This is a genomic window from Microbacterium sp. NPDC064942 (genome assembly GCF_049545525.1).
Classification (GTDB): Bacteria; Actinomycetota; Actinomycetes; order Actinomycetales; family Microbacteriaceae; genus Microbacterium; species Microbacterium gawkjiense.
Window position 1 is genome coordinate 151,778 of sequence record NZ_JBMWDR010000004.1, and the last position, 24,854, is coordinate 176,631.

The window sequence follows — 24,854 nt, forward strand, 5'->3', positions numbered from 1 at the left end:
ACGGAAAACCGCACTCTCATGGCATCCACTGCAGACATCAAGAACGGCGTCGTCCTGTCCATCGACGGACAGCTCTGGAACGTCGTCGAGTTCCAGCACGTGAAGCCGGGCAAGGGCGGCGCCTTCGTCCGCACCAAGCTCAAGAACGTCGTCTCGGGCAAGGTCGTCGACCGCACCTACAACGCGGGCGCGAAGATCGAGATCGAGAACGTCGACCGCCGCGACTTCACCTACCTTTACAACGACGGTGACAGCTACGTCTTCATGGACGTGTCGGACTACGACCAGCTGAGCGTGTCCTCGACGGTCGTCGGTGACGCCGCGAACTACCTGCTCGAGAACCAGCAGGTCCAGATCGCGCTGAACAACGGCAACCCGCTGTACGTCGAGATGCCCGCGTCGGTCGTTCTCGAGATCACCTACACCGAGCCGGGCCTGCAGGGCGACCGTTCGTCGGCCGGCACGAAGCCCGCCACCCTCGAGACCGGCTACGAGATCCAGGTCCCGCTCTTCGTCGAGCAGGGCACGAAGGTCAAGGTCGACACGCGCACCGGGGACTACCTCGGCCGCGTGAGCTGACCCGTCAATGAGCGCACGCAGTAAGGCGCGCAAGCGCGCCCTCGACATCCTGTACCAGGCCGACATCCGCGGCGACGAGCTCGCCGTGACCCTCGCCGCTGAGGCGAAGCGCGCCGCGAGCGAGCCCGCCCGCGAGGCGTCGTGGCTCTACGCGCGCGAGATCGTCGACGGCGTCATCGACACGCAGAGCGAGATCGACGAGCAGATCGTCACCCACGCCCGCGATTGGAAGCTCGAGCGGATGCCGGCGGTCGACCGCGCGATCCTCCGCATCGGCGTGTGGGAGATCCTCCACAACGCCGACGTGCCCACGGCCGTCGCGATCGACGAGGCCGTCGAGCTCGCGAAGGAGTTCTCGACCGACGACTCCGGCTCGTTCGTGCACGGCGTGCTCGCCCGCATCGCGCGGAGCTGACACGCGGCATCCGGCGGGCGGCGTCGCTGCGCTCGAGCGGAGATCCGCCTTCGCGAGGACGTTTGCGGCGGCATCCGTCCGCGGGAACGCAGATCTCCGCCGGACGGAAGCCCGGTCAGGCGAGGTGGAGGCCCTGCGCCAGCGCCCGGAGGATCCGATCCTGGACGTCGGGCCACCGCTCCACGACGTCGGTGTATCCGACTCGGACCACGGTGTAGCCGTGCAGGGCGAGGAGGGTGTCGTGCGCGTTGTCGGCATCGCGTTGTGCTCCGACGTGATGGCCTCCGTCGATCTGCAGCACGAGCCTGGCCCCGATGAGGAAGTCGACCCGGTGACCGTGCAGATACACCTGGGGGTGGACGGTGGCCGGAATCCAGCGGAGACGGACCGAGACGAAGGTCTCGAGGCCGGAATCGAGGTGAGCACAGGCATCCTCGAGCACGCGCCGCGCGGCCGGACGGAGGGCGTAGCGTCGCATGACCGCCGCGGACACCAGGCCCTGCCGCAGCGCGGAGTCCCAGACGGCGAGCGCCTGTTCGAACGGCCGGCACTCCGCGACGATCGCGAGGACGTTCTCGATGGGGTCCTCCAGCGCGCCCGGCACGCGTGCGATCAGCGGCGCGCTCCAGTGGACGCGCGCGCCGCGCGCAGAAACGGCGCCGGATGCCGGTGGCGCGCTCACGTGCGGCCGTGAGGAGTCGTCCAGCGTCCAGAGACCGAGCCGCCGCGCCTGCGTGACGCACGTCAGGACCACGCCCGCGCGTGCCGCGCTGTAGAGGAGGGGATCGGCTCCCTGCTCGGCGACCCAGCCGCGGCGCGGTCGTTCCAGGCCCGCCGTGCCGATCCGATGTCGGGAGAACCCGGCATCCCGAAGATCTGAAGTCCGCACCACGCCGCCGCGGTGCCGCACCCACTCGCGGATATCCATCCGTCGAGCGTGCCCCGATGGCCGCATGCGATCATGCGCGCGCGTGTTCGTTGTGGGCGAGTGATCCGCCCGCAGCGGGTGTGGAGGGACCCAGGGGCCGGCCCTCGAGCGGAGATCGGCCTTCCAGCGGACGCGCGGGCCGCCATCCCTCCGCTCGAACGCAGATCTCAGCGTGCGGGGCGGAAGGCGGCGAGCTTCCCGACACCGCGCCCGGCGCGGTGCACGAGGACCCCCGCCCCAACGCCGAGGACGAGGAAGCAGGCGACGAAGCTCGTGCTCACGAGGACGAGCCCGACCTCGGAGTCCGAGCCGTCGATGGGCAGCACGTCACCGAGGTCGCCGAGGGACATCCCGACTCCGAAGGCCACGCCGAAGTAGGCGGGCAGACCGCAGACGAGCAGCGCGAGGTACGCGAGCGCGACCCACTCCGTCCGGAACACGCGGAACATGATCGCGGCGACGAGGACGGCCGCCGCCAGCGCGACCCCGACGAGCGGGAGGGCGACGGCGAGGGGCGTGAGGACGGGCTCACCGGCCGCCTCGGCGGCGACGGCGATCTGGCCGAGCGTCCGCCCCGGCACGGTCGACAGCGGTGTGAGGATCTGGGTGACGACGTACATCAGCTGCGCGTACAGGACGACGAGGACCGTCCCGCTCACCACGATGGTCGTGCGTACAGGTGTCATGTCTTCCCCCGGAGTCATCCTGGCATGCCGAGCGGGCGCACCCCGCTAGACTGGTCGCACACAAGCAACCTTTAACACCGTCCTGTGAGGCGGAGAAGGGAGCGGCGGATGACTTCGCGCATCGTCTTGCACGACAGCGACATCGCCCGCGCACTCACGCGCATCTCTCACGAGATCCTCGAGTCGAACAAGGGCCCCGACGGGCTCGTGCTCCTCGGGATCCCCACCCGCGGCGTCACCCTCGCCGAGCGGATCGCGGCACTCATCGCCTCGTTCACCGGAGCCACCGTCCCGGTCGGCGCGCTCGACGTGACCATGTACCGCGACGATCTGCACCGCAACCCGACCCGCACCCCGCGCCCGACGGAGATCCCCGCCGGCGGGATCGACGCCAAGACGGTCGTCCTCGTCGACGACGTGCTCTTTTCGGGGCGGTCCATCCGCGCGGCGCTCGACGCGCTGCAGGACATCGGCCGTCCCGCCGCCGTGCGGCTCGCGATCCTCGTCGACCGCGGTCACCGCGAACTGCCGATCCGGCCCGACTTCGTGGGCAAGAACCTGCCGAGCTCGCGCGACGAGCGCGTCAACGTCCGCCTCGCCGACGTCGACGGCGCCGAGGAGGTGACGATCGCGTCATGAGACACCTGCTCGACACCCGCACGCTCGGCCGCGCCGACGCCCTCCGCATCCTCGACGTCGCCGAGGACATGCGCGACACGCAGTCGCGCGAGATCAAGAAGCTCCCGACGCTCCGCGGCAAGACGGTCGTGAACCTCTTCTTCGAGGACTCGACCCGCACCCGCATCTCCTTCGAGGCGGCGGCCAAGCGACTCTCCGCCGACGTCATCAACTTCTCGGCGAAGGGGTCGTCCGTCTCCAAGGGCGAGTCACTCCAGGACACCGCCCAGACCCTGCAGGCGATGGGGGCCGACGCCGTCGTCATCCGCCACGGCGCCTCCGGTGCCCCCCACACGCTCGCGACGAGCGGATGGATCTCCGCCGGCGTCCTGAACGCGGGTGACGGGACCCACGAGCACCCGACGCAGGCGCTGCTCGACGCCTTCACGATCCGCAAGCGCTTCTTCGGCGACGACAGCCGGGGTCGCGACCTGTCGGGCCTGCACGTCGCGATCGTCGGCGACATCCTGCACTCACGCGTCGCCCGGTCGAACGTCTGGCTGCTCACGACCCTCGGGGCGCGCGTCACCCTCGTCGCGCCGCCGACCCTCGTCCCGCAGGACGTGACGGCGTGGCCGGTCACCGTCCTCTACGACCTCGATCAGGCCATCGCCGACGCCCCCGACGCGGTCATGATGCTCCGCATCCAGCTCGAGCGGATGAACGCCGCCTATTTCCCGACTGAGCGGGAGTATTCGCGGCGCTGGGGATTGGATGCCGCGCGGATGGCCGCCCTGCCGACCGATAGCATTGTGCTGCATCCCGGACCCATGAACCGGGGTCTGGAGATCTCCGCCGACGCCGCCGATTCGCCACGCTCGACCGTTCTCGAACAGGTCGCGAACGGGGTGTCGGTGCGCATGGCGGCGCTCTACCTGCTCCTGGCGGGGGAGCGACCCACCCACGACGCACAGGAGGAGGCCCGATGACCGAGACCACCCTCATCCGCGGAGCGCGGATCGACGGCGGCATCGCCGCCGACATCCTGATCCGGGACGGTGTCATCGCCGAGCTGGGTTCCGGACTCAGCGCCGCCGGGGCGCGGACGGTGGATGCCGACGGCCTGATCGCGCTGCCGGGACTCGTCGACCTGCACACCCACCTCCGCGAGCCCGGCTACGAGGCGTCCGAGACGATCCTCACCGGATCGCGGGCGGCTGCCGCGGGCGGCTACACGACCGTCTTCGCGATGCCGAACACCTCACCCGTTGCCGACACGGCCGGCGTCGTCGAGCAGGAGCTCGCCCTCGGCGAGGCCGCGGGTTACGTCCACGTGCAGCCGATCGGCGCCGTCACGGTCGGGCAGAAGGGGGAGCGGCTCGCCGAGCTCGGCGCCATGGCGTCGTCGCGGGCCCGCGTCCGCGTCTTCAGCGACGACGGCTTCTGCGTGTTCGACCCGCTCATCATGCGGCGCGCGCTGGAGTACGTGAAGTCCTTCGACGGCGTCGTCGCGCAGCACGCGCAGGACCCGCGGCTCACCGAGGGCGCGCAGATGAACGAGGGCACCGTCTCGGCGGAGCTCGGGCTCACAGGCTGGCCGGCGGTCGCCGAGGAGTCGATCATCGCCCGCGACGTGCTGCTGGCCGAGCACGTCGGATCGCGCCTGCACGTGTGCCACCTCTCCACCGCGGGATCGGTCGACCTCATCCGGTGGGCCAAGAAGCGCGGCATCCACGTGACCGCCGAGGTCACGCCCCACCACCTGCTGCTCACCGAGGAGCTCGTCCGCGGCTACGACCCGCGGTTCAAGGTGAACCCGCCGCTGCGGCGCGACGAGGACGTGATGGCCGTTCGCGAGGGTCTCGCCGACGGCACGATCGACATCGTCGCGACCGACCACGCGCCGCACCCCGCCGAGGCGAAGACGTGCGAGTGGCAGGCGGCGGCGAACGGCATGGTGGGGCTCGAATCGGCGCTCCGCGTCGTCCACGCCGCGATGATCGAGACCGGTCTGCTGGAGTGGGCCGACGTGGCGCGCGTCATGTCGACCGCTCCGGCCCGCATCGGCCGCCTCGCCGACGCCGGCACGCCGCTCGCGGTCGGAGCGCCGGCATCCCTCACCCTTTACGACGCGGCCCCGGTCCGGGCGTTCGGCACCGACGACCTGCGGGGCCGGAGCGTCAACTCGCCCTACCTCGGGCGGGAGCTGCCGGGCGAGGTGCGTGCGACGTTCTTCCGCGGGCGACAGACCGTGGCGGACGGCGTTGTCGTCGACGAGGTCGCCCCGTGAGCCGCGAGGCCGCCGGCCTCATCATGGCGGCGGTCGCGGCGCTCCTGATCCTCGCGGGCCTCCTCGCGTGGCGACGACGATCCCGGCGGGATGCGGGCCTGACCGCTCCCGTCGGCGAGGCGCCGGCCGGCGCCACGACGCGATTGCGGTCCGAGGGACTGTACGTCGCGACGACGCGCCACGACGAGCCGCTCGAGCGGCTCGCGATCCGCGGGCTCGCCTTCCGCTCGCGCGTCGACGTCACCGTCACCGACCGCGGCGTCGCGCTCGATCTGACCGGCCAGCCGCGCGTCTTCCTCGCGGCGGACCGCCTCGTCGACGCGGGACAGGCCACGGTCGCCATCGACCGGGTCGTCGAGCGCGACGGGCTCGTCCGCGTCGCGTGGACGACGCCCGAGGGCACTCTCGTCGACAGCTACCTCCGCCCGCAGGACACCTCGGCCCGCTCGCTCGCCGACGCGATCGCCGGGATCCTCCCCGCCACCCCCACTCCCACCTCCCCCCAGCAGACTCCCGGAAGCGACGCATGAGCATTCAGAGATTCCAGGCTCCCGAACCCGCCGTTCTCGTCCTCGAAGACGGTTCCCGCCACCCCGGTCACGCCTACGGCGCGCGCGGCACCACCCTCGGCGAGGTCGTCTTCGCCACCGCGATGACCGGTTACCAGGAGACGATCACCGACCCGTCCTACGCGGGTCAGATCGTCCTGCAGACCGCGCCCCACATCGGCAACACCGGCATGAACGGCGAGGACCACGAGTCGCGCCGCATCTGGGTGTCGGGCTACGTCCTCCGGGACCCGTCGCGCATCGTCTCGAACTGGCGCGCCGACCACTCGCTCGAAGACGCCCTCGTCCGCGACGGCATCGTCGGGATCAGCGGCGTCGACACCCGTGCGGTGACGCGTGTGCTCCGCTCCGCCGGCTCGATGCGCGGTGGCGTGTTCTCGGGGGATGCCGCATCCCTCACCGACGACGAGCAGCTGCGCATCGTGCGCGAGGCGCCCGAGATGAGCGGGCAGAACCTGTCCGCCGACGTCTCGGTCGCCGCCGCCGAGGTGACCCCGGCGGTGGGGGAGAAGGTCGGCAACCTCGCGATCCTCGACCTCGGCGTCAAGCAGGCCACCGTGAACAACCTCGCCGCCCGCGGGTTCGAGGTGCACGTCCTCCCGCAGTCGATCACCTTCGCCGACATCCAGGCGATCGACCCGGTGGCGGTCTTCTACTCGAACGGCCCCGGCGACCCCGCGGCATCCGACCGTCACGTCGCGCTGCTGCGCGAGGTGCTGGATGCGCGCCTGCCCTTCTTCGGCATCTGCTTCGGCAACCAGCTGTTCGGCCGCGCTCTCGGGTTCGGCACGTACAAGCTGCCCTTCGGGCACCGCGGCATCAACCAGCCCGTCCTCGACAAGACGACCGGTCGCGTCGAGATCACGGCGCACAACCACGGGTTCGCCGTCGACGCGCCCATCGAGGGCGTCATCGACAGCCCGAACGGCTACGGCCGCGTCGAGGTGAGCCACGTCGGTCTCAACGACAACGTGGTGGAGGGCCTGCGCGCCCTCGATCTCCCGGCGTTCAGCGTGCAGTACCACCCCGAGGCCGCCGCCGGCCCGCACGACGCCAACTACCTCTTCGACCGCTTCCGCGACCTCGTGATCGCCACTCAGGAGACGACCCAGAATGCCTAAGCGCGACGACATCAACAGCGTCCTCGTCATCGGATCGGGCCCGATCGTCATCGGTCAGGCCTGCGAGTTCGACTACTCCGGCACCCAGGCGTGCCGTGTCCTCCGCGAGGAGGGCGTGCGCGTCATCCTCGTCAACTCGAACCCCGCGACGATCATGACCGACCCCGACTTCGCCGACGCCACCTACGTCGAGCCGATCACCCCCGAGGTCATCGAGACGATCATCGCCAAGGAGAAGCCCGACGCGATCCTGCCGACCCTCGGCGGCCAGACGGCGCTCAACGCCGCGATGGCGCTGCACGACCGCGGCATCCTCGAGAAGTACGGCGTCGAGCTCATCGGCGCGAAGGTCGACGCCATCCGCAAGGGCGAGGACCGCCAGGTCTTCAAGGAGCTCGTCCTCGAGTCCGGCGCCGATGTCGCCCGCAGCGTCATCGCCCACACCATGGACGACCTGCTCGCCGGTGCCGCCGAGCTCGGCTACCCGCTCGTGGTCCGTCCCTCCTTCACGATGGGCGGGCTGGGCTCCGGCTTCGCGTACGACGAGGAGGACCTCCGCCGCATCGGCGGCGCGGGTCTGCGCGACTCTCCCACGACCGAGGTGCTCCTTGAGGAGTCGATCCTCGGCTGGAAGGAGTACGAGCTCGAGCTCATGCGCGACACCGCCGACAACACAGTCGTCGTCTGCTCGATCGAGAACGTCGACCCGGTCGGCGTGCACACGGGCGACTCGATCACCGTGGCGCCGGCGCTGACGCTGACCGACCGGGAGTACCAGAAGCTCCGCGACATCGGCATCGACATCATCCGCGCCGTCGGCGTCGACACCGGTGGCTGCAACATCCAGTTCGCCGTCGACCCGCAGACCGGCCGCATCATCGTCATCGAGATGAACCCGCGTGTCTCGCGCTCTTCGGCGCTCGCCTCGAAGGCGACCGGCTTCCCGATCGCCAAGCTCGCCGCGAAGCTCGCGATCGGCTACCGCCTCGACGAGGTGCCGAACGACATCACGAAGGCGACGCCCGCGAGCTTCGAGCCGACGCTCGACTACGTCGTCGTCAAGGTGCCCCGCTTCAACTTCGAGAAGTTCCCCGCCGCCGACACGACGCTCACGACCACCATGAAGTCGGTCGGTGAAGCGATGGCGATCGGCCGCAACTACACGACCGCCCTGCAGAAGGCGCTGCGCTCCCTCGAGAAGCGCGGCTCGAGCTTCCACTGGGGCCCCGAGGAGCGCTCGGTGGAGGAGCTCCTCGAGATCGCGAAGATCCCGACCGACGGCCGGATCGTCGTGCTGCAGCAGGCGCTCCGCAAGGGCGCGACGCTCGAGCAGGCGTTCGAGGCGACGGCGATCGACCCGTGGTTCCTCGACCAGATGATCCTCATCAACGAGGTGGCCGAGTACATCCGCGAGGCCGACGACCTGACCGAGGACGTCCTGCGCCTCGCGAAGGACCACGGCTTCAGCGACGCCCAGATCGCGGAGATCCGCGGCCTCGGCGAAGCGGAGGTGCGCGGCATCCGTCACGGTATCGGACTGCGCCCGGTCTACAAGACCGTCGACACGTGCGCGGGCGAGTTCCCCGCACTCACGCCGTACCACTACTCCTCGTACGACCGCGAGACCGAGGTCACGCCGAGCGAGGGCCGCAAGGTCGTCATCATCGGCTCGGGCCCGAACCGCATCGGCCAGGGCGTCGAGTTCGACTACTCGTGCGTCCATGCGTCCTTCGCGCTGTCGGATGCCGGTTTCGAGACCATCATGGTCAACTGCAACCCCGAGACGGTCTCGACCGACTATGACACGAGCGACCGGCTCTACTTCGAGCCGCTCACGCTCGAGGACGTCCTCGAGGTCCTGCACGCCGAGGCGCAGTCGGGCGAGATCGTCGGCGTCGTCTGCCAGCTCGGCGGTCAGACCCCGCTCGGACTCGCGAAGGGGATCGAGGCCGCCGGCTACACGATCCTCGGCACGAAGCCCGCCGCGATCGACATCGCCGAGGAGCGCGAGCAGTTCTCGCAGCTGCTCGACCGGGCGGGACTCATGGCGCCGCGCCACGGCACGGCCACCGACGAGGCGGGGGCGATCGCGATCGCCGAGGAGATCGGGTACCCCGTCCTGGTGCGCCCGAGCTTCGTGCTCGGCGGACGCGGCATGGAGATCGTCTACGACACCGAGAGCCTGCGCGACTACTTCGTCCGCATCGCCGACCAGGCGATCATCCGCGAGGACGCGCCGCTGCTCGTGGACCGATTCCTCGACGACGCCGTGGAGATCGACGTCGACGCGCTCTTCGACGGCGAGCAGCTCTACATCGGCGGCGTCATGGAGCACCTCGAGGAGGCCGGCATCCATTCCGGCGACTCGTCGTGCACCCTGCCGCCGATGTCGCTCGGACGCGGCGAGATCGACCGCGTGCGCACCGCGACCCACGCGATCGCCGAGGGCGTCGGGGTGCGTGGCCTGCTGAACGTGCAGTTCGCGGTCTCGGCCGGCGTCCTGTACGTCATCGAGGCCAACCCGCGCGCATCGCGCACCGTGCCGTTCGTGTCCAAGGCCCTCGGCATCCCGATGGCGAAGGCCGCCAGCCGCATCATGGCGGGCGCGTCGATCGCCGAGCTCATCGCCGAAGGCCTCCTGCCCGAGCAGGACGGCTCTCGCGTTCCGCTCGACGCCCCCGTCGCCGTGAAGGAGGCCGTGCTGCCCTTCAAGCGGTTCCGCACCGCCGACGGCCGCACCGTGGACTCCGTGCTCGGCCCCGAGATGCGCTCGACCGGCGAGGTCATGGGCATCGACCGGGACTTCCCGACGGCGTTCGCGAAGAGCCAGGCGGCCGCGTACGGCGGGATGCCGACCTCGGGCACCGTGTTCCTGTCGGTCGCCGACGACGACAAGCGCGCCGTCATCCTGCCCGCCCACCGGTTGCAGGAGCTCGGCTACACGCTCATCGCCACCGAGGGCACGGCCGAGATCCTGGCCCGCAACGGCATCCGGGTGGAGGTCGTCTCGAAGTATTCCGAGACGCAGGACTCCGGTGAGTCGAACGTCGTCGACCTCATCAACGCGGGCGAGATCGACATCGTCGTGAACACGCCCTCGGGCGGCATCGCCCGCGCCGACGGGTACGAGATCCGCGCCGCCGCCGTGGCCGCCGACAAGGCGCTGTTCACGACGATGGCCGTCCTCGGCGCGGCGGTGTCCGCGATGCCGGTCCTCCGCGAGGGCTTCGCGGTCCGGAGCCTGCAGGAGTACGCCGCCGACCGGAAGGCGACGGTGTGACCTCATTCGGTTCACGGCTGGCCGCGGCGGTCGACGCCCGCGGCCCGCTGTGCGTCGGGATCGACCCCCACGCGTCCCTCCTGGACGCGTGGGGGCTCCCGGCATCCGCTGCGGGCGTCCGCGAGTTCGGCCTTCGAGTGGTGGATGCCGCGCGCACCCGCGTCGGTGTCGTCAAGCCGCAGGTGGCGTTCTTCGAGCGGTACGGGTCGGCGGGGTTCGCCGCCCTCGAGGAGGTCATCGGCACGGCGCGCGCCGCGGGCCTCGTCGTGATCGCCGACGCCAAGCGCGGCGACATCGGCACGACGATGGACGGCTACGCCGAGGCGTGGCTCGCAGCCGGATCCCCGTTGGAATCGGATGCCGTGACGGTCAGCCCGTACCTCGGCCCGGACTCCCTGCGCGGCACGATCGCGACCGCCGTGCGTGCGGGCAAGGGCGTCTACGTCCTCGCCGCCACGAGCAACCCCGAGGCGGCCGGCCTCCAGTCCGCCGAGGTCACGGCGGTCGACGCGGAGCGCGGCCAGACGGTGGCCGACTGGGTCGCGCAGCGTGCCGGAGCCGCCAACGCGTCGGCCGTCGTCGGGGACGACAGGTTCGGACCGGTGGGGTTCGTCGTCGGGGCTACAGTGGAACGCGCCGACCTCGGACTGTCGGATGCCTCGCTGCACCGCGCATCGATCCTCGCCCCGGGGTTCGGCGCGCAGGGTGCCCGCCTGCGCGACCTCACCGAGCGGTTCGGTCCGCTCGCTCCGCAGGTGCTCGCCAGTGCGAGCCGCAGCATCCTCGGCGCGGGTCCCGACGGGATCGGCGCGGCCATCGACACACACAACTCCGAACTCCAGGACGCACGACATGCCTGACTCCCGCACCCCTCCCGAGGTCGACCGCGCCGCCGCATCGCGACGCGCAGTCGCGGCACGCCGCGAGCGTGCCGCGCTCAAGCGCGACGTCTCGACGCGCGTCATCAGCCCGCAGGACCTCCTGCGACGCGCGTGGGCCGAGCCCCAGTCCGCGGCGGCCGCCATGCGCGTGACTGAGTTCCTGACCGCGATCCCGGCCATCGGCGAGGGCAAGCGCGACCGGATCCTCGCCGACCTGCAGATCGCACCGGTGAAGAAGATCGGCGGTCTCGGCATCCGTCAGCGTCAGGTGCTGCAGGAGTACCTCGACCGTCGCCTGCCCGAGCCCCGCGCGCGCGCCGAGCGCAGTCGGCTGATCGTCCTGGCCGGCCCGACCGCGGTCGGCAAGGGCACCGTCGCCGCGCACATCAAGGAGCACCACCCCGAGATCCTGCTGTCGGTCTCGGCCACGACGCGGCCGCCCCGGCCGGGCGAGGTCGAGGGGGAGCACTACTTCTTCGTCGACGACGCGGAGTTCGACCGGATGGTGCGCGACGGCGAGCTCCTCGAGCACGCGACGGTCCACAACGCCTACCGGTACGGCACGCCGCGTCGTCCCATCGACGCCGCCCTCGCCGAAGGACGGACGGTGCTGCTCGAGATCGACCTGCAGGGTGCGCGTCAGGTGCGGGCCGCCGCGCCGGACGCGACGCTCGTTTTCCTTCTGCCGCCGAGCTGGGACGAGCTCGTGAACCGCCTCGTGGGGCGGGGCACCGAGGGCGAGGAGGAGCGGGCACGCCGCCTGAAGACCGCCCGGGTCGAGCTGGCCTCGCAGGGCGAGTTCGACTACCGCGTCGTGAACGACGACGTCGCCCGGGCTGCCGCCGAAGTGGCGGACCTCGCCCGCTGACGCCCGCCGGGAACGATTCGTTTCAGACCGTTACAGCCGATGAGGCGGGACGGCGGCGGTCCGGAAAGCTGGACGCATGTCCACCGTTCTGACCGCCACCGCGCCTGCGTCGAGTCCCGCCGCGGCACCCGGAGCGGTGTCGCTCGCGGGTGTGGAACGCACCTTCGCCGGCGTGAACGGCGCGGTCCCGGTGCTCCGCGGCGTCGACCTGACGATCGACCCCGGGGAGATCGTCGCCGTGGTCGGCCCGTCCGGGTGCGGCAAGTCCACGCTCCTGCGTCTGCTGGCAGGCCTCGACACCCCGACCGCGGGGTCGGTCACGGTCGACGGCACGCCGCTCCGCGACACCGACGAGCGCACCGCCGTCGCCTTCCAGGAGCCGCGCCTGCTGCCGTGGCGCAGCATCGCCGAGAACGTCGAACTCGGGATGCCGCGCGGCACCGCGCGCGCCGCGACGAGAGCCCGCGTCGCCGAGCTGCTCGACCTCGTGGGGCTGACCACCGCGGCGGCGCGTCGCCCGAGCGAGGTCTCCGGGGGGATGGCGCAGCGCGCGTCCCTCGCCCGTGCCCTCGCCCGCGGACCCGAGGTGCTGCTGCTGGACGAGCCGTTCGGCGCCCTCGACGCGCTCACGCGGCTGCGGATGCAGGACCTCCTCCTCGACATCCACTCCGCCGAACCGACGACCGTCGTCCTCGTGACGCACGACGTCGAGGAGGCCCTCTACCTCGCCGACCGCGTGCTGCAGCTGCGTGCGATCGACGCCGGATCCCGGGGATCCTCGATCGCACGCGTGATCGAGGTCCCCGGCATCCGCCCCCGTGACCGCGCCGATCGCGGCTTCACGGACCTCCGCGCCGAGCTCCTCGACGGACTCGGCGTCGACACCCACCGCTCGACCCCTCAGGAGACCCGATGAGCACCGTCATCCGCCGCACCGTCCCCACGATCGTCGTGGCGGGAGCGGTGATGCTCATGGCCACGGGGTGCCTGGCCGGCGAGAACGCCGCCTCCACCACCGAGAGCACGGGGGAGTGGTCCACCGACACGCTGTCGATCGACTTCGCGACCTACAACCCGCTGAGCCTCGTCGTGAAGGACCAGGGCCTCATCGAGAAAGCGCTCGGCGACGACGTCGACGTCGAGTGGACGCAGTCCGCCGGGTCGAACAAGGCCAACGAGCTGCTGCGCGCCGGTTCGCTCGACGTCGGCTCCACGGCCGGCTCCGCCGCGCTGCTGGCCCGCGCCAACGGTTCGCCGATCAAGGTCATCGACGTCTACTCGCAGCCCGAATGGTCGGCGATCGTCGTCGGCCCCGACAGCGACATCACCTCGATCGCCGACTTGAAGGGCAAGAAGGTCGCGGCCACCAGCGGCACCGACCCGTACTTCTTCCTGCTGCAGGCGCTCGAGACGGCCGGACTCGGCGTCTCCGACGTCGAGGTGCAGAACCTGCAGCACGCCGACGGCCGCTCGGCCCTCGACGGCGGATCGGTCGACGCGTGGGCCGGTCTCGACCCGATCATGGCGGCCGCCGAGGTCGAGTCGGGCGACAAGCTGATCTACCGGAACGTCGACTTCAACTCGTACGGCTTCCTCAACGCGACCGAGGAGTTCCTCACCGACCACGCCGACGTCGCGCAGGTCGTCGTCAACGCATACGAGGAAGCCCGCGAGTGGGCTCTGGCGAACCCCGACGAGACCGCGGCGCTCCTCGCCGAGGTCGCCGGGATCGACCCCGCCGTCGCGACCACCGTCATCTCCGAGCGCTCGAACCTCGACGTCAGCGCCATCCCCGGCGACGCCCAGCTGGCGGTCCTCGAGAAGATCGCTCCGGTGCTCGTCGACTCCGACGCGGTGACCGGTGGGCAGGATGCCGTGGACACGGCGCTCGACACGATCATCGAGCCGACGTTCGCCGAGAAGGCCGCAGGCTGATCGTGACGGCCTCCGCAGAGGCGACCACCACCGCCGCGGCGCCCTCGGGCGCGGCGGCGGTGCGGCCGTTCTGGTCCCGCACGAGCGTCCGCGTCGTAGGCGGTCTCGTCGTCCCCGTCGCCCTCCTCGCGCTGTGGCAGGCGGCGACGGCGTTCGGGGTGATCCCGACCTATCGCCTGCCGGCCCCAGTCGACGTGGTGAACGCGGCGGTCCGTCTCGCCGAGGACGGCACGCTCTGGCGTCATATCGCGATCTCGGTGCAGCGCGTCGTCCTCGGCTTCGCGGTCGGGTCCGTCGTGGGCCTCGCCGTCGCCGCGGTCGTCGGGCTGACCCGTTCCGGGGACGTCCTCCTCAGCCCGATCCTCGCGGGTTTCCGCGCGATCCCGTCGCTGGCGTTGGTGCCGCTCCTGCTGTTGTGGATGGGCATCGGCGAGGAGCCGAAGGTGACGCTGGTGGCGATCGGCGCGTTCTTCCCGGTCTTCACGACCGTCGCGGGCGCCCTCCGCCATGTCGATCCGCACCTCGTCGAGATGGCGCGCTCGTTCGGTCTCCGCGGGTGGGAGCTGTTCCGCACCGTCCAGCTGCCGGCGACCGTCCCCTCCCTCGTCTCGGGTCTGCGCCTGGCGCTCGCGCAGGCGTGGTTGTTCCTCGTCGCCGCGGAGCTCATCTCCGCCTCGATGGGTCTCGGATACTTGCTTACCGATTCGCAGAGCACGGGACGCGTCGACCGCATCTTCCTGGCGATCGTGATCCTGGCGGGCCTCGGGGTGCTCTCGAACGCGCTCGTCACCCTGCTCCAGCGCCGTGTCCTGCGGAAGTGGTCATGACTTCGACGACCGCAGACGACGAGCTGCGCCTCGTCGAGACCCGCGCCTACCCGGCGCCGCCCACGTTCGCCGCGCAGGCCAACGTGACCGCCGATGCGTACGGGGAGGCTGCCGCGGATCCCCTGGCCTTCTGGGAGCGTGCCGCGCGGCGCCTGGATTGGACGACCCCCTGGCACACCGCGCTCGACTGGCAGCCCCCCGCCCGCTCCGACGACGGCACACTGGCCGTCCCGGTCGCCCGCTGGTTCGACGGGGGCACCCTGAACGTCGCCGTGAACTGCGTCGACCGCCACGTCGCCGCCGGGCGAGGTGAGAAGGTCGCTCTCTACTTCGAAGGCGAGCCCGGCGACCGCACCGCCGTCACGTACGCGGACCTGCAGCGTCGGGTGTCGCAGGCGGCGAACGCGCTCACCGCCCTCGGCATCCGTCCGGGCGATCGCGTCGTCGTCTACCTGCCGGTCCTCGTCGAGACGGTCGTGATCACCCTCGCGTGCGCACGGATCGGCGCCGTGCATTCGCTCGTGTTCGGCGGGTTCTCGGCCGAGGCGCTGCGGTTCCGCCTCGAGGACACGGGCGCGAAGCTGCTCGTCACGAGCGACGGGCAGTTCCGCCGCGGGGGAGCGGTCGAGGTGAAGTCCGCCGCCGACAGCGCGGCTGCGGGACTTCCGGCCCTCGAGCACGTGCTGGTCGTCCGGCGCACCGGCGACGAGGTCGCGTGGACCCCGGGTCGCGACGTCTGGTGGCACGACGTGGTCGACACGGCGGCGCCCGTCCACGCGGCGCCGGCGTTCGAGGCGGAGCATCCGCTCTTCATCATCTACACCTCCGGCACGACGGGCAGGCCGAAGGGCCTCGTGCACACCTCTGGCGGGTACCTCACGCACGCGAGCTGGGCGCACTGGGCCCACTTCGACGCGAAGCCCGACGACGTGCACTGGTGCACCGCCGACCTCGCCTGGGTCACCGCGCACACCTACGAGATCTACGGGCCGCTCTCGAACGGTCTCACGCAGGTCATCTATGAGGGGACGCCCGATACGCCGCACCGCGAGCGTCATCTGGAGATCATCGAGCGCTACGGGGTCACCGTCTACTACACGGCTCCCACCCTCATCCGCACCTTCATGACCTGGTTCGGCGACGCGCTCCCGGCCGGTCATGACCTGTCTCGCATCCGCCTGCTCGGCACCGTGGGCGAGGCGATCAACCCCGCCGCGTGGGTGTGGTTCCGTCGCACGTTCGGCCGCGACGAGGTGCCCGTCGTCGACACGTGGTGGCAGTCCGAGACCGGTGCGGCGATGATCGCCCCGCTGCCCGGCGTCACGACCCTGAAGCCCGGCTCCGCGACCGTCCCGCTGCCGGGGATCGACGCGGCCGTCGTGGACGCCGAAGGCCGCGAGGTCCCGCCGGGACGCTCGGGAACGCTCGTCGTGCGCCGCCCCTGGCCGGGCATGGCGCGGACCGTGTGGGGTGACCCGGACCGCTACCGCGACGCGTACTGGTCGGCCTACGCCGGGCACGGGGAGTACGGCGGCTACTACGTCGCCGGCGACGGCGCGACCCGCGACGCCGACGGCCACATCCGCATCCTCGGACGACTCGACGACGTCGTGAACGTCTCCGGTCACCGTCTGTCGACGATCGAGATCGAATCGGTGCTCGTGGCGCACGAGACGGTGGGCGAGGCGGGCACGACGGGTGTCGCCGATCCCGTCACCGGCCACGCGGTCGCGGCCTTCGTCGTCCCGTCCGGGGCGGGGAGGCCGGATGCCGCCGACCTCCGCGCGCACGTCGCGCGCGAGATCGGGCCGGTCGCCAAGCCCCGCCATGTGCTCGTCGTCCCGGACCTGCCGAAGACCCGTTCCGGCAAGATCCTCCGCCGCCTGCTCGCCCAGCTGTGGCAGGCGGAGCAGGACCGCCGTGCCGGCCGCGAGCCCGCGCCGCTCGGCGACACCACGTCGCTGCAGAACCCCGACGCCGTCGCAGAGATCGCCGCCGCCCTCGCCGCGGCCTGACACGCGGCATCCCGAGAGAGAAGACATGACCGACGAACACCGCTTCGGCTTCCGCACCCGCGCCCTTCACGCTGGAGGGACCCCGGATGCCGCTACCGGCGCCCGCGCCGTGCCGATCTACCAGACCTCCTCGTTCGTCTTCGACGACGCGACGGATGCCGCGAACCTGTTCGCGCTGCAGAAGTACGGCAACATCTACTCCCGCATCGGCAACCCCACCGTCGCCGCGCTCGAGGAGCGCCTCGCATCGCTCGAGGGTGGGATCGGCGCGGTCGCGACGGCGTCGGGGATGAGTGCGGAGTTCATCACGTTCGCCGCCCTCGTCGGCGTCGGCGACCACGTCGTCGCGTCGGCGCAGCTCTACGGCGGCACCGTCACGCAGCTCGACGTGACGCTCCGCCGCTTCGGCGTCGACACCACGTTCGTCGCCTCGAGCGATCCGGCCGACTACGCCGCCGCGATCCGGCCCGAGACGAAGGTCCTCTACGTCGAGACGATCGGCAACCCGTCGGGCGAGATCGCCGACATCGAGGGGCTCGCCGAGGTCGCTCACGCGGCCGGCATCCCGCTCGTCGTCGACTCGACCCTCGCGACCCCCTACCTCGCCCGGCCGCTCGAGCACGGCGCGGACATCGTCATCCATTCGGTCACCAAGTTCCTCGGCGGGCACGGCACCACCCTCGGCGGCGTGGTCGTCGAGAAGGGGACGTTCGACTGGGGCAACGGGAAGTTCCCGCAGATGACCGAGCCGGTGGCCTCCTACGGCGGCATCCGCTGGTGGGACAACTTCGGCGAGTACGGCTTCCTCACCAAGCTCCGCACCGAGCAGCTCCGCGACATCGGTGCGGCGCTCAGCCCGCACTCCGCGTTCCTGCTGCTGCAGGGCGTCGAGACCTTGCCGCAGCGCATCGACGCGCATCTCGCGAATGCGCGCATCGTCGCCGAGTGGCTGGACTCCGACCCCCGCGTCTCGTTCGTGACGTGGGCGGGGCTTCCCGGTCATCCGCACCATGCACGGGCGCAGAAGTACCTGCCGCTCGGACCGGGGTCGGTCTTCGCGTTCGGCGTGAATGCGGGCGACGAGACGTCGACCGAGGCGGAGCGGGTGGCCGCGGGACGCCGCGCCGGTGAGGCCGTCATCGACGCGCTGCAGCTCGCCTCCCACCTGGCCAACATCGGCGACGCGCGGACCCTCGTCATCCACCCCGCCTCGACGACGCACCAGCAGCTGAGCGCCGAGCAGCTCGTCGCCGCCGGCGTCCCCGCCGACCTCATCCGCATCTCGGTCGGTCTCGAAGACCCCGAGGACATCATCTGGGACCTCGATCAGGCCCTCACCCGAGCCACAGGAGTCAGCCGATGAGCGACACGAACGCGTGCGCCCTGCCCACGCCCGCCGGGCACCACTCCGCCCCCCGCACGTGGCCGTCGGCCGGAGTGCAGGAGCGGTTCGAGATCCTCCGCCGCGCGAAGACGATCGCGATCGTCGGCGCCTCCGACAACCCGGCGCGGGCGAGCTACTTCGTCGCGACTTACCTGCGGGGGAGTTCGCCGTACGACGTGTACTACGTCAACCCGCGGGCCACTGAGATCCTCGGGCAGCCCGCGTACGCCTCGCTCGCCGACCTCCCCGTCGCCCCCGACATCGTCGACGTGTTCCGAAAGCACGACGACCTGCCGGGCGTCGCCCAGGAGGCGGTGGATGCCGGTGCCTCGACCCTCTGGCTGCAGCTCGGCTCGTGGCACGAGGGAACCGCGAAGATCGCCGCGGACGCGGGACTGTCGGTCGTCATGGACCGCTGCGTCAAGATCGAGCACGCGCGCTTCCACGGCGGGCTCCACCTCGCCGGGTTCGACACCGGAGTGCTGAGCTCGAAGCGGCAGCTGCTCAGCCGGTGACCGCCCGCGCGGCGGAACCACCGCGCGCCCTGTAGACTGGCGGGATGCCGCGCCGCGCACACGCGCGTCCGTGCAGTCTTCTCGCCTCACCGATCCTGGAGGACCACCATGGCCAACCGTGACCAGGGCATCATCGACCCGCCCATCGACGCACTGCTCGACAAGGTCGACTCGAAGTACCAGCTCGTGATCTACGCATCCAAGCGTGCGCGTCAGATCAACGACTACTACTCGGACCTCCACGAGGGCAACCTCTTCGACAACGTGGGCCCCCTCGTCGACTCGAACGTCGAGGACAAGCCCCTCACGATCGCCCTCCACGAGATCCACGAGGACAAGCTGCGCCTGCGCGCGGCCGAGTGACCTCGACGTCATGACCCGGGCGCCACACGGCGTCATCCTCATGCCCGCGAATCCCCGGTGTCGGGGACCGCGGGCATGATGGTTTCCACACCCCCGATCCGCCCTCTGGAGGACCGATGACCGCGCTGCGCCTGTTCACGTCGGAGTCCGTGACCGAAGGTCACCCCGACAAGATCTGCGACCAGATCTCCGACAGCATCCTCGACGCCCTGCTCGAGGTCGACCCCGGCAGCCGCGTCGCCGTCGAGACCCTCGTCACCACGGGGCTCGTCCATGTCGCGGGCGAGGTGCGCACCGACGGCTACGTCGACATCCCCGGGATCGTCCGTCGTGTCGTGAACCGCATCGGCTACACCTCGTCCGAGACCGGCTTCGACGGCGACTCCTGCGGCGTGACGGTCTCGATCGGCGAGCAGTCCGGCGACATCGCCGCGGGTGTCGACAACGCGCTCGAGCACCGCGAAGGCGGTTCGGTGGACCCCGTCGACGCGCTCGGGGCGGGCGATCAGGGCATCATGTTCGGCTACGCCACGAACGAGACGCCGCAGTACATGCCGACCGCGATCTGGACGGCGCACCGCCTCGCCGAGCGGCTGACCGACGCCCGCCGCAGCGGCGCCCTGCCCTTCCTCCGTCCCGACGGCAAGACGCAGGTGACCCTCGGGTACGACGGCACGACGCCGCGCACCGTCGACACCGTGGTGCTGTCGACGCAGCACCACCCCGACATCTCCCTGCCGGCGCTCCGCGCTGCGGTCCAGGCCGAGGTCATCGACCCCGTCCTCGCCCAGACGGGGCTCGACGTCTCGGACGTCCGGTACGTCATCAACCCTGCCGGCCCCTTCGTCGTCGGCGGTCCGAAGGGCGATGCGGGCCTGACGGGACGCAAGATCATCATCGACACCTACGGCGGCGCCGCCCGACACGGCGGCGGGGCGTTCAGCGGCAAGGACCCGTCCAAGGTCGACCGTTCGGCGGCCTACGCGATGCGCTGGGTCGCCAAGAACGCGGTCGCGGCGGGTCTGGCGGATCGTCTCGAGGTGCAGGTGGCGTACGCCATCGGCCGCGCCGCGCCGGTCGGGCTCTACGTCGAGACGTTCGGCACCGGTCACGTCTCCGACGAGACGATCACGGCCGCGATCCGCGACGTGTTCGACCTGCGTCCGCAGGCGATCATCGACGACCTCGACCTGCTGCGTCCCATCTACGCGCAGACCGCCGCGTACGGCCACTTCGGGCGCGAACTCCCCGAGTTCACCTGGGAGCGCACCGACCGCGTCGACGCGTTGCGGGCCGCCGCCGGTCTCTGACCCCGTGATCGACGTCGCGCGGGTCCTCATCGACTCGCCGCTGCCGCAGCTCGATCGGCTCTTCGACTACGCGGTCCCGAGCGCCCTCCGAGAGGATGTCCGCCCGGGGGTGCGTGTGAAGGTGCCGCTTCGGAGCGCCGGACGCGTGGTCGAGGCCTGGGTCATCGAGCGCGCCCAGGTCGAGCCGGGCGGGCGGCCGTTGTCCGAGGTCGCTGCGGTCGTCTCCCTCGTCCCGATCCTCCCCGACGGGCTCTACCGACTCGCCCGACGGGTGGCGGACCGTGCTGCCGGCTCGGCGAGTGACATCCTGCGTCTGGCTGTCCCCAAACGGATGGTGCGCGCCGAGAAGGCGTGGGTCGCAGCCGAGCCCCCCGCGGCGCCGACGGTGGACCCGGATGCCGCGATCCGCGCACGCGCGGTGGCATCGGCGTACCCCGGGCTCGCCGATGCGGTCCTCGCGGGGGAGCGGCTCGCGGTGGATGCGCCCCCGCATCCCTCGCCCGGGCAGCTGCGCGGCGCGTGGGCGGATCTGCTCGCGTCGCTCGCGACCCTCGTCCTGGACGGCGGCCGGAGCGCGCTCATCGTCGTGCCGGACCACCGCGACCAGTCGCAGGTCCTGGAGGCGCTCGCGGCGCTCGTGCCGGCGGACGCCGTCGTCCGCGACGACGCCCGGCGGTCGGGTCCGGAGCGCTTCGCGACCTACCTCCGCATGCTGAGCCCCGCGCCCTGCATCGTGGTGGGCAACCGATCGAGCGTCTACGCTCCGGCCCACGACGTCGGTGCGGTTCTCCTGTGGGACGACGGCGACCCGCTGCTCGCCGAGCCGCTGAGTCCCGGGGTCCACGCCCGCGATGCGGCGCTCGTGCGGCAGGAGGAGGAGCATTCCGCCCTCGTCTTCGCCGGTCACACGCGCACGACGGACATCGAACGCCTCGTCCAGCTCGGCTGGGTGCGCGAGGTGCCCGCGCAGCGCCGCGTCAGCCCGCGGGTCGTCCTGTCGGCCACGCACGAGGCCGAGTACCGGGGCGCCCGCGTGCCGTCCGCGGCCTTCGCCGCCGCGCGCGAAGCCCTGCAGCACGGTCCCGTGCTCGTGCAGGTCGCCCGTCCGGGGTACTCGCCCGTGCTCGTGTGCGCCGAGTGCCGTCACCCGGCGCGGTGTCGGCACTGCGCGGGCCCACTCCGCGCGCGCCGGCCGGGAGCCACCCCGGACTGCGGCTGGTGCGGTCGGCCGGCGCCGAACTGGACCTGCGCGAACTGCCAGGGAACGCGGTTCCGGATGGCGTCGTCGGGCAGCGAGCGCACCGCCGACGAGCTCGGGCGGGCGTTCCCCGGCATCCGGGTCGTCGTCGCCGACGGCGATCACCCCGTCGTGTCCGTCGACGCCCGTCCCGCCCTCGTCATCGCGACGCGGGGCGCGGAGCCGCCTGCGGAGGGCGGGTACCGCGCGGTGATCCTCCTGGACGGCGACAAGATGCTCATGGCCGAGCAGCTGCGCATCGGCGAGTCGTGCCTCCGGTGGTGGTCGAACGCCGCCGCACTCGCGGGGCCCGGCGCTCCGGTCCACCTCGTCGGGGTCACCGGTCCGGTCGCGCGCGCGCTGGCGACCTGGACGCACGCGGCCTACGCCCGCGCGGAACTGTCCGATCGGGCGCCGCTGCTCATGCCGCCGACGGTCCGGGTCGCCGCCGTCGAGGGGGCCGCGGCATCCGTCGACCGCGCCCTCGCCGAGCTGCGCGAGGCGGTTCCGGGCCTGGGTCCCCTCAGCGTGCTGGGGCCGGTGCCGACCGACGACGGCGCGCGGGCGCTGGTGCGGGTCGACTACGCGCACGGGCGGGCGGTGGCCGAGCAGCTGCGGGCCTCGGTCGTCGCCGACGCCGTCCGCGGTAGACGGCGGGGTCCGGGGCCGCGGACTACACTCAGGGTTCGGCTCGATGTGCCCGAGCTCGATCTGTGAGGACCTGAATGCGCGTCGTTTTCGCCGGAACCCCCGAACCGGCCGTCCCCTCGCTCCGCGCCCTCGCGGCTTCGTCCCACGAGATCGTCGGCGTCGTCACCCGTCGCGATGCTCCCGTCGGACGCAAGCGCGTGCTGACGCCGTCCCCGGTCGCGGTGGCGGCCGAGGAGCTCGGACTGACCGTCGTCAAGGCCGACCGGCTCGACGAAGCGGCGACCGCCGAGATCGCCGCCCTCCGCGCGGACCTCGGTGTCATCGTCGCGTACGGCGGTCTCGTGCGAGAGCCCCTGCTCTCGACGCCGCGGCACGGATGGATCAACCTGCACTTCTCGCTCCTTCCCAAGTGGCGCGGCGCCGCGCCGGTGCAGCACGCGCTCATCGCGGGCGACCGGGTGACGGGCGCCGCCGTGTTCCAGCTCGTCCCGGCCCTGGATGCGGGCGACGTGTACGACGAGCTGCGCTACGACGTCCCGCGCGGGGCGACCGCGGGTGACGTGCTCGCCGACCTGGCGGTCTCGGGTGCCCAGCTGGTGTCCCGCGTCGTCGACGCGATCGAGGACGGCACCGCCGCCCCGACCCCGCAGCAGGGGGAGCCGACGCTCGCCCCCAAGCTCACGCAGGCGGACGGTGCGCTCGACCTGACGCAGCCCGCCGACCGGGTCGTCGACCGCTTCCGCGGGACGACCCCCGAACCCGGCGCGCACCTCTCCGTCGGCGGCGCCCGCGTGAAGGTCCACGCGGCCCTGCGCGGTCCCGACACCGGCCTCGAGGTCGGCCGGCTCGCCCTCGTCGGCCGTGACGTGCTCGTGGGGACGGGGGAGGGGACGCTGCTCCTGCGCACCGTGCAGCCCGCCGGCAAGGGCGCCATGCCCGCCGCGGACTGGTGGCGTGGCCTCCGGTCCGACGATCCGCGCGTCGACCTGCCGGGGGAGTCGTCGTGACCGCCGCACGCGACGTCGCGTACACCGTCATCCACGCGGTCGGTGCGGAGGACGCCTACGCCAACCTCCTGCTCCCGCGCGAACTCGAGCGTGCCCGGCTTTCGACGGCGGATGCCGCCCTCGCCACCGAACTCACCTACGGCACGCTCCGCCGGGTGGGCACCTACGACGCGATCATCGAGATCGCCGCGGCACGCCCGGTCTCGGGCATCGACCCCGCCGTCCTGGACGCGCTGCGGCTGGGGGCGCATCAGCTGCTGGCGACGCGCGTCCCCGCGCACGCCGCGGTCCACGAGACGGTCGACCTCGTGGGGCGCGTCGCCGGACGTCGTGCGACGGGTTTCGCGAACGCCGTCCTGCGCCGCGTGTCCGAGCGGGACGAGGAGGAGTGGCTGTCGCGCATCGAGGATGCTGCCCGCTCCGACGACGAGCGGCTGTCGGTGCGCTTTGCCCATCCCGTCTGGATCATCCGCGCCTTCCGACGCGCTCTCGCCGCGGAGGGGCGCGAGGCGGAGCTGCTCGACCTGCTGGCGGCGGACAACGCCGCGCCCACGGTGACGCTGTCGGCCCTCCCGGGCGTGGGCGAGATCCCGGCGGACGCCGATCGCACGCCGTTCTCGCCGCTGGGCTTCCGGCTCGCCGGCGGTGACCCCGATCGCATCGTGCGCGCCTCGGGCGGCGCTGTGCGCGTCCAGGACGAGGGGTCCCAGCTCGCCGCCCTCGCGCTGTCCCGTGCGCTGCCCGTCCGCAAGGGCGAGCGCTGGCTCGACCTGTGCGCCGCTCCGGGCGGCAAGACGGCGGTCCTCGCGGCCGAGGCGGTCGCGCACGACGCCCGGCTCGAGGCGAACGAGCTCTCCCCGGCACGCGCGCGACTGGTGCGCCAGTCGGTCGCCGCGGTCCCGCTCGAGGTGCCGGTGTCGGAGGAGGACGGCCGCTCGCGTGCCGGGCGGGGCGTCTACGATCGCATCCTCGTCGACGCGCCGTGCACCGGACTCGGTGCCCTCCGTCGGCGCCCCGAGGCGCGGTGGCGCAAGGCCCCCGCCGACGTCCCCGAGCTCACGCAGTTGCAGACCGAGCTCCTCACCGCGGCGGTCGATGCGCTCGCTCCCGGCGGGGTCGTCGCCTACGTCACGTGCTCCCCGCACCTGGCCGAGACGGCGGGCGTGGTGGCCGAGGTGGAGCGTCGTTTCGGCGCCGAGATCACCCAGCTCGACGCTCGCGCGGTGCTCCGTGAGATCTCCGGCGGCGACATCGATCTCGCCGCACCGGCCGACGGTTCCGGTCGCGCGCAGCTGTGGCCGCACCGTCACGCGACCGACGCCATGTCGATCTGGCTCCTGCGCCGTTCGTGACCCTGCAGGAAAGACGACGGGGC

23 protein-coding genes are annotated in these 24,854 nt (G+C 71.9%); 21 read left to right on the forward strand and 2 right to left on the reverse strand.

Annotated features, from left to right (window positions below; translation table 11 throughout):
- Positions 1-18: 18 nt before the first annotated feature.
- Positions 19-579 carry an elongation factor P gene (gene efp, locus ACPEH2_RS09205; protein WP_217531939.1) on the forward strand — a complete coding sequence of 187 codons (561 nt, stop codon included), beginning with the start codon at positions 19-21 and terminating at the stop codon, positions 577-579.
- A 7-nt stretch (positions 580-586) separates the two neighbouring features.
- The gene (gene nusB, locus ACPEH2_RS09210; RefSeq protein WP_359918732.1) at positions 587-994 is read left to right on the forward strand and encodes a transcription antitermination factor NusB; all 408 of its coding nucleotides are present in this window, start codon (positions 587-589) and stop codon (positions 992-994) included.
- Between the two features lie 115 nt (positions 995-1,109).
- Here the strand turns inward: nusB and ACPEH2_RS09215 are convergent, their stop codons facing one another.
- Together ACPEH2_RS09215 and ACPEH2_RS09220 are read right to left on the reverse strand one after the other, a co-directional pair.
- Positions 1,110-1,922 carry an endonuclease domain-containing protein gene (locus ACPEH2_RS09215; RefSeq protein ID WP_359918730.1) on the reverse strand — a complete coding sequence of 271 codons (813 nt, stop codon included), beginning with the start codon at positions 1,920-1,922 and terminating at the stop codon, positions 1,110-1,112.
- A 167-nt stretch (positions 1,923-2,089) separates the two neighbouring features.
- Positions 2,090-2,608, reverse strand: coding sequence for a hypothetical protein (locus ACPEH2_RS09220; RefSeq protein ID WP_359918728.1), 519 nt, complete (start codon positions 2,606-2,608; stop codon positions 2,090-2,092).
- Positions 2,609-2,716: 108 nt separating this feature from the next.
- Between ACPEH2_RS09220 and pyrR the strand changes: the two genes are divergently transcribed.
- From pyrR to ACPEH2_RS09315, 19 genes are all read left to right on the forward strand, one after another.
- On the forward strand, positions 2,717-3,247 hold the full coding sequence (gene pyrR, locus ACPEH2_RS09225) for a bifunctional pyr operon transcriptional regulator/uracil phosphoribosyltransferase PyrR (RefSeq protein WP_064002075.1): 531 nt from the start codon (positions 2,717-2,719) through the stop codon (positions 3,245-3,247).
- The gene (locus ACPEH2_RS09230; RefSeq protein ID WP_217531931.1) at positions 3,244-4,215 is read left to right on the forward strand and encodes an aspartate carbamoyltransferase catalytic subunit; all 972 of its coding nucleotides are present in this window, start codon (positions 3,244-3,246) and stop codon (positions 4,213-4,215) included. The genes pyrR and ACPEH2_RS09230 overlap by 4 nt, the downstream gene beginning before the upstream one ends.
- Positions 4,212-5,516, forward strand: a complete 1,305-nt coding sequence (locus ACPEH2_RS09235) for a dihydroorotase (protein ID WP_359918725.1) — start codon at positions 4,212-4,214, stop codon at positions 5,514-5,516. Before ACPEH2_RS09230 ends, ACPEH2_RS09235 begins: the two co-directional genes overlap by 4 nt.
- Positions 5,513-6,046: a hypothetical protein gene (locus ACPEH2_RS09240; protein ID WP_253035574.1), complete on the forward strand. Its 534-nt coding sequence runs from the start codon at positions 5,513-5,515 to the stop codon at positions 6,044-6,046. Before ACPEH2_RS09235 ends, ACPEH2_RS09240 begins: the two co-directional genes overlap by 4 nt.
- Positions 6,043-7,206, forward strand: a complete 1,164-nt coding sequence (gene carA / locus ACPEH2_RS09245) for a glutamine-hydrolyzing carbamoyl-phosphate synthase small subunit (RefSeq protein ID WP_359918724.1) — start codon at positions 6,043-6,045, stop codon at positions 7,204-7,206. The genes ACPEH2_RS09240 and carA overlap by 4 nt, the downstream gene beginning before the upstream one ends.
- Complete coding sequence (carB, locus tag ACPEH2_RS09250) at positions 7,199-10,486, forward strand: carbamoyl-phosphate synthase large subunit (RefSeq protein WP_359918722.1); 3,288 nt, start codon at positions 7,199-7,201, stop codon at positions 10,484-10,486. Before carA ends, carB begins: the two co-directional genes overlap by 8 nt.
- Positions 10,483-11,346: an orotidine-5'-phosphate decarboxylase gene (pyrF, locus tag ACPEH2_RS09255; protein WP_359918720.1), complete on the forward strand. Its 864-nt coding sequence runs from the start codon at positions 10,483-10,485 to the stop codon at positions 11,344-11,346. The genes carB and pyrF overlap by 4 nt, the downstream gene beginning before the upstream one ends.
- Positions 11,339-12,235 carry a guanylate kinase gene (gene gmk / locus ACPEH2_RS09260; protein WP_064002068.1) on the forward strand — a complete coding sequence of 299 codons (897 nt, stop codon included), beginning with the start codon at positions 11,339-11,341 and terminating at the stop codon, positions 12,233-12,235. Before pyrF ends, gmk begins: the two co-directional genes overlap by 8 nt.
- Before the next feature lie 76 nt (positions 12,236-12,311).
- Positions 12,312-13,151 carry an ABC transporter ATP-binding protein gene (locus ACPEH2_RS09265; RefSeq protein ID WP_359918718.1) on the forward strand — a complete coding sequence of 280 codons (840 nt, stop codon included), beginning with the start codon at positions 12,312-12,314 and terminating at the stop codon, positions 13,149-13,151.
- Entirely contained in the window at positions 13,148-14,170 is a 1,023-nt protein-coding gene (locus ACPEH2_RS09270; RefSeq protein WP_359918717.1) for an aliphatic sulfonate ABC transporter substrate-binding protein, read from the forward strand. The genes ACPEH2_RS09265 and ACPEH2_RS09270 overlap by 4 nt, the downstream gene beginning before the upstream one ends.
- A 2-nt stretch (positions 14,171-14,172) precedes the next feature.
- Positions 14,173-14,997, forward strand: a complete 825-nt coding sequence (locus ACPEH2_RS09275) for an ABC transporter permease (protein ID WP_359918715.1) — start codon at positions 14,173-14,175, stop codon at positions 14,995-14,997.
- The gene (acs, locus tag ACPEH2_RS09280) at positions 14,994-17,012 is read left to right on the forward strand and encodes an acetate--CoA ligase (RefSeq protein WP_359918713.1); all 2,019 of its coding nucleotides are present in this window, start codon (positions 14,994-14,996) and stop codon (positions 17,010-17,012) included. Before ACPEH2_RS09275 ends, acs begins: the two co-directional genes overlap by 4 nt.
- A 25-nt stretch (positions 17,013-17,037) precedes the next feature.
- Entirely contained in the window at positions 17,038-18,375 is a 1,338-nt protein-coding gene (locus ACPEH2_RS09285; RefSeq protein ID WP_359918711.1) for an O-acetylhomoserine aminocarboxypropyltransferase/cysteine synthase family protein, read from the forward strand.
- Positions 18,372-18,911, forward strand: a complete 540-nt coding sequence (locus ACPEH2_RS09290; protein ID WP_423718627.1) for a CoA-binding protein — start codon at positions 18,372-18,374, stop codon at positions 18,909-18,911. Before ACPEH2_RS09285 ends, ACPEH2_RS09290 begins: the two co-directional genes overlap by 4 nt.
- Before the next feature lie 108 nt (positions 18,912-19,019).
- Positions 19,020-19,274 (forward strand): DNA-directed RNA polymerase subunit omega, encoded by a 255-nt coding sequence (rpoZ, locus tag ACPEH2_RS09295; protein WP_064002061.1) that lies wholly within the window; start codon positions 19,020-19,022, stop codon positions 19,272-19,274.
- A 116-nt stretch (positions 19,275-19,390) separates the two neighbouring features.
- A complete protein-coding gene (metK, locus tag ACPEH2_RS09300) occupies positions 19,391-20,584 on the forward strand; it encodes a methionine adenosyltransferase (RefSeq protein ID WP_359918707.1) in 1,194 nt (397 codons plus the stop codon).
- A 4-nt stretch (positions 20,585-20,588) separates the two neighbouring features.
- Complete coding sequence (locus tag ACPEH2_RS09305; protein ID WP_359918706.1) at positions 20,589-22,538, forward strand: primosomal protein N'; 1,950 nt, start codon at positions 20,589-20,591, stop codon at positions 22,536-22,538.
- 8 nt (positions 22,539-22,546) lie between these two features.
- Positions 22,547-23,479, forward strand: coding sequence for a methionyl-tRNA formyltransferase (fmt, locus tag ACPEH2_RS09310; protein ID WP_359918704.1), 933 nt, complete (start codon positions 22,547-22,549; stop codon positions 23,477-23,479).
- Positions 23,476-24,831 (forward strand): RsmB/NOP family class I SAM-dependent RNA methyltransferase, encoded by a 1,356-nt coding sequence (locus ACPEH2_RS09315; RefSeq protein WP_217531901.1) that lies wholly within the window; start codon positions 23,476-23,478, stop codon positions 24,829-24,831. Before fmt ends, ACPEH2_RS09315 begins: the two co-directional genes overlap by 4 nt.
- Positions 24,832-24,854: the final 23 nt, after the last annotated feature.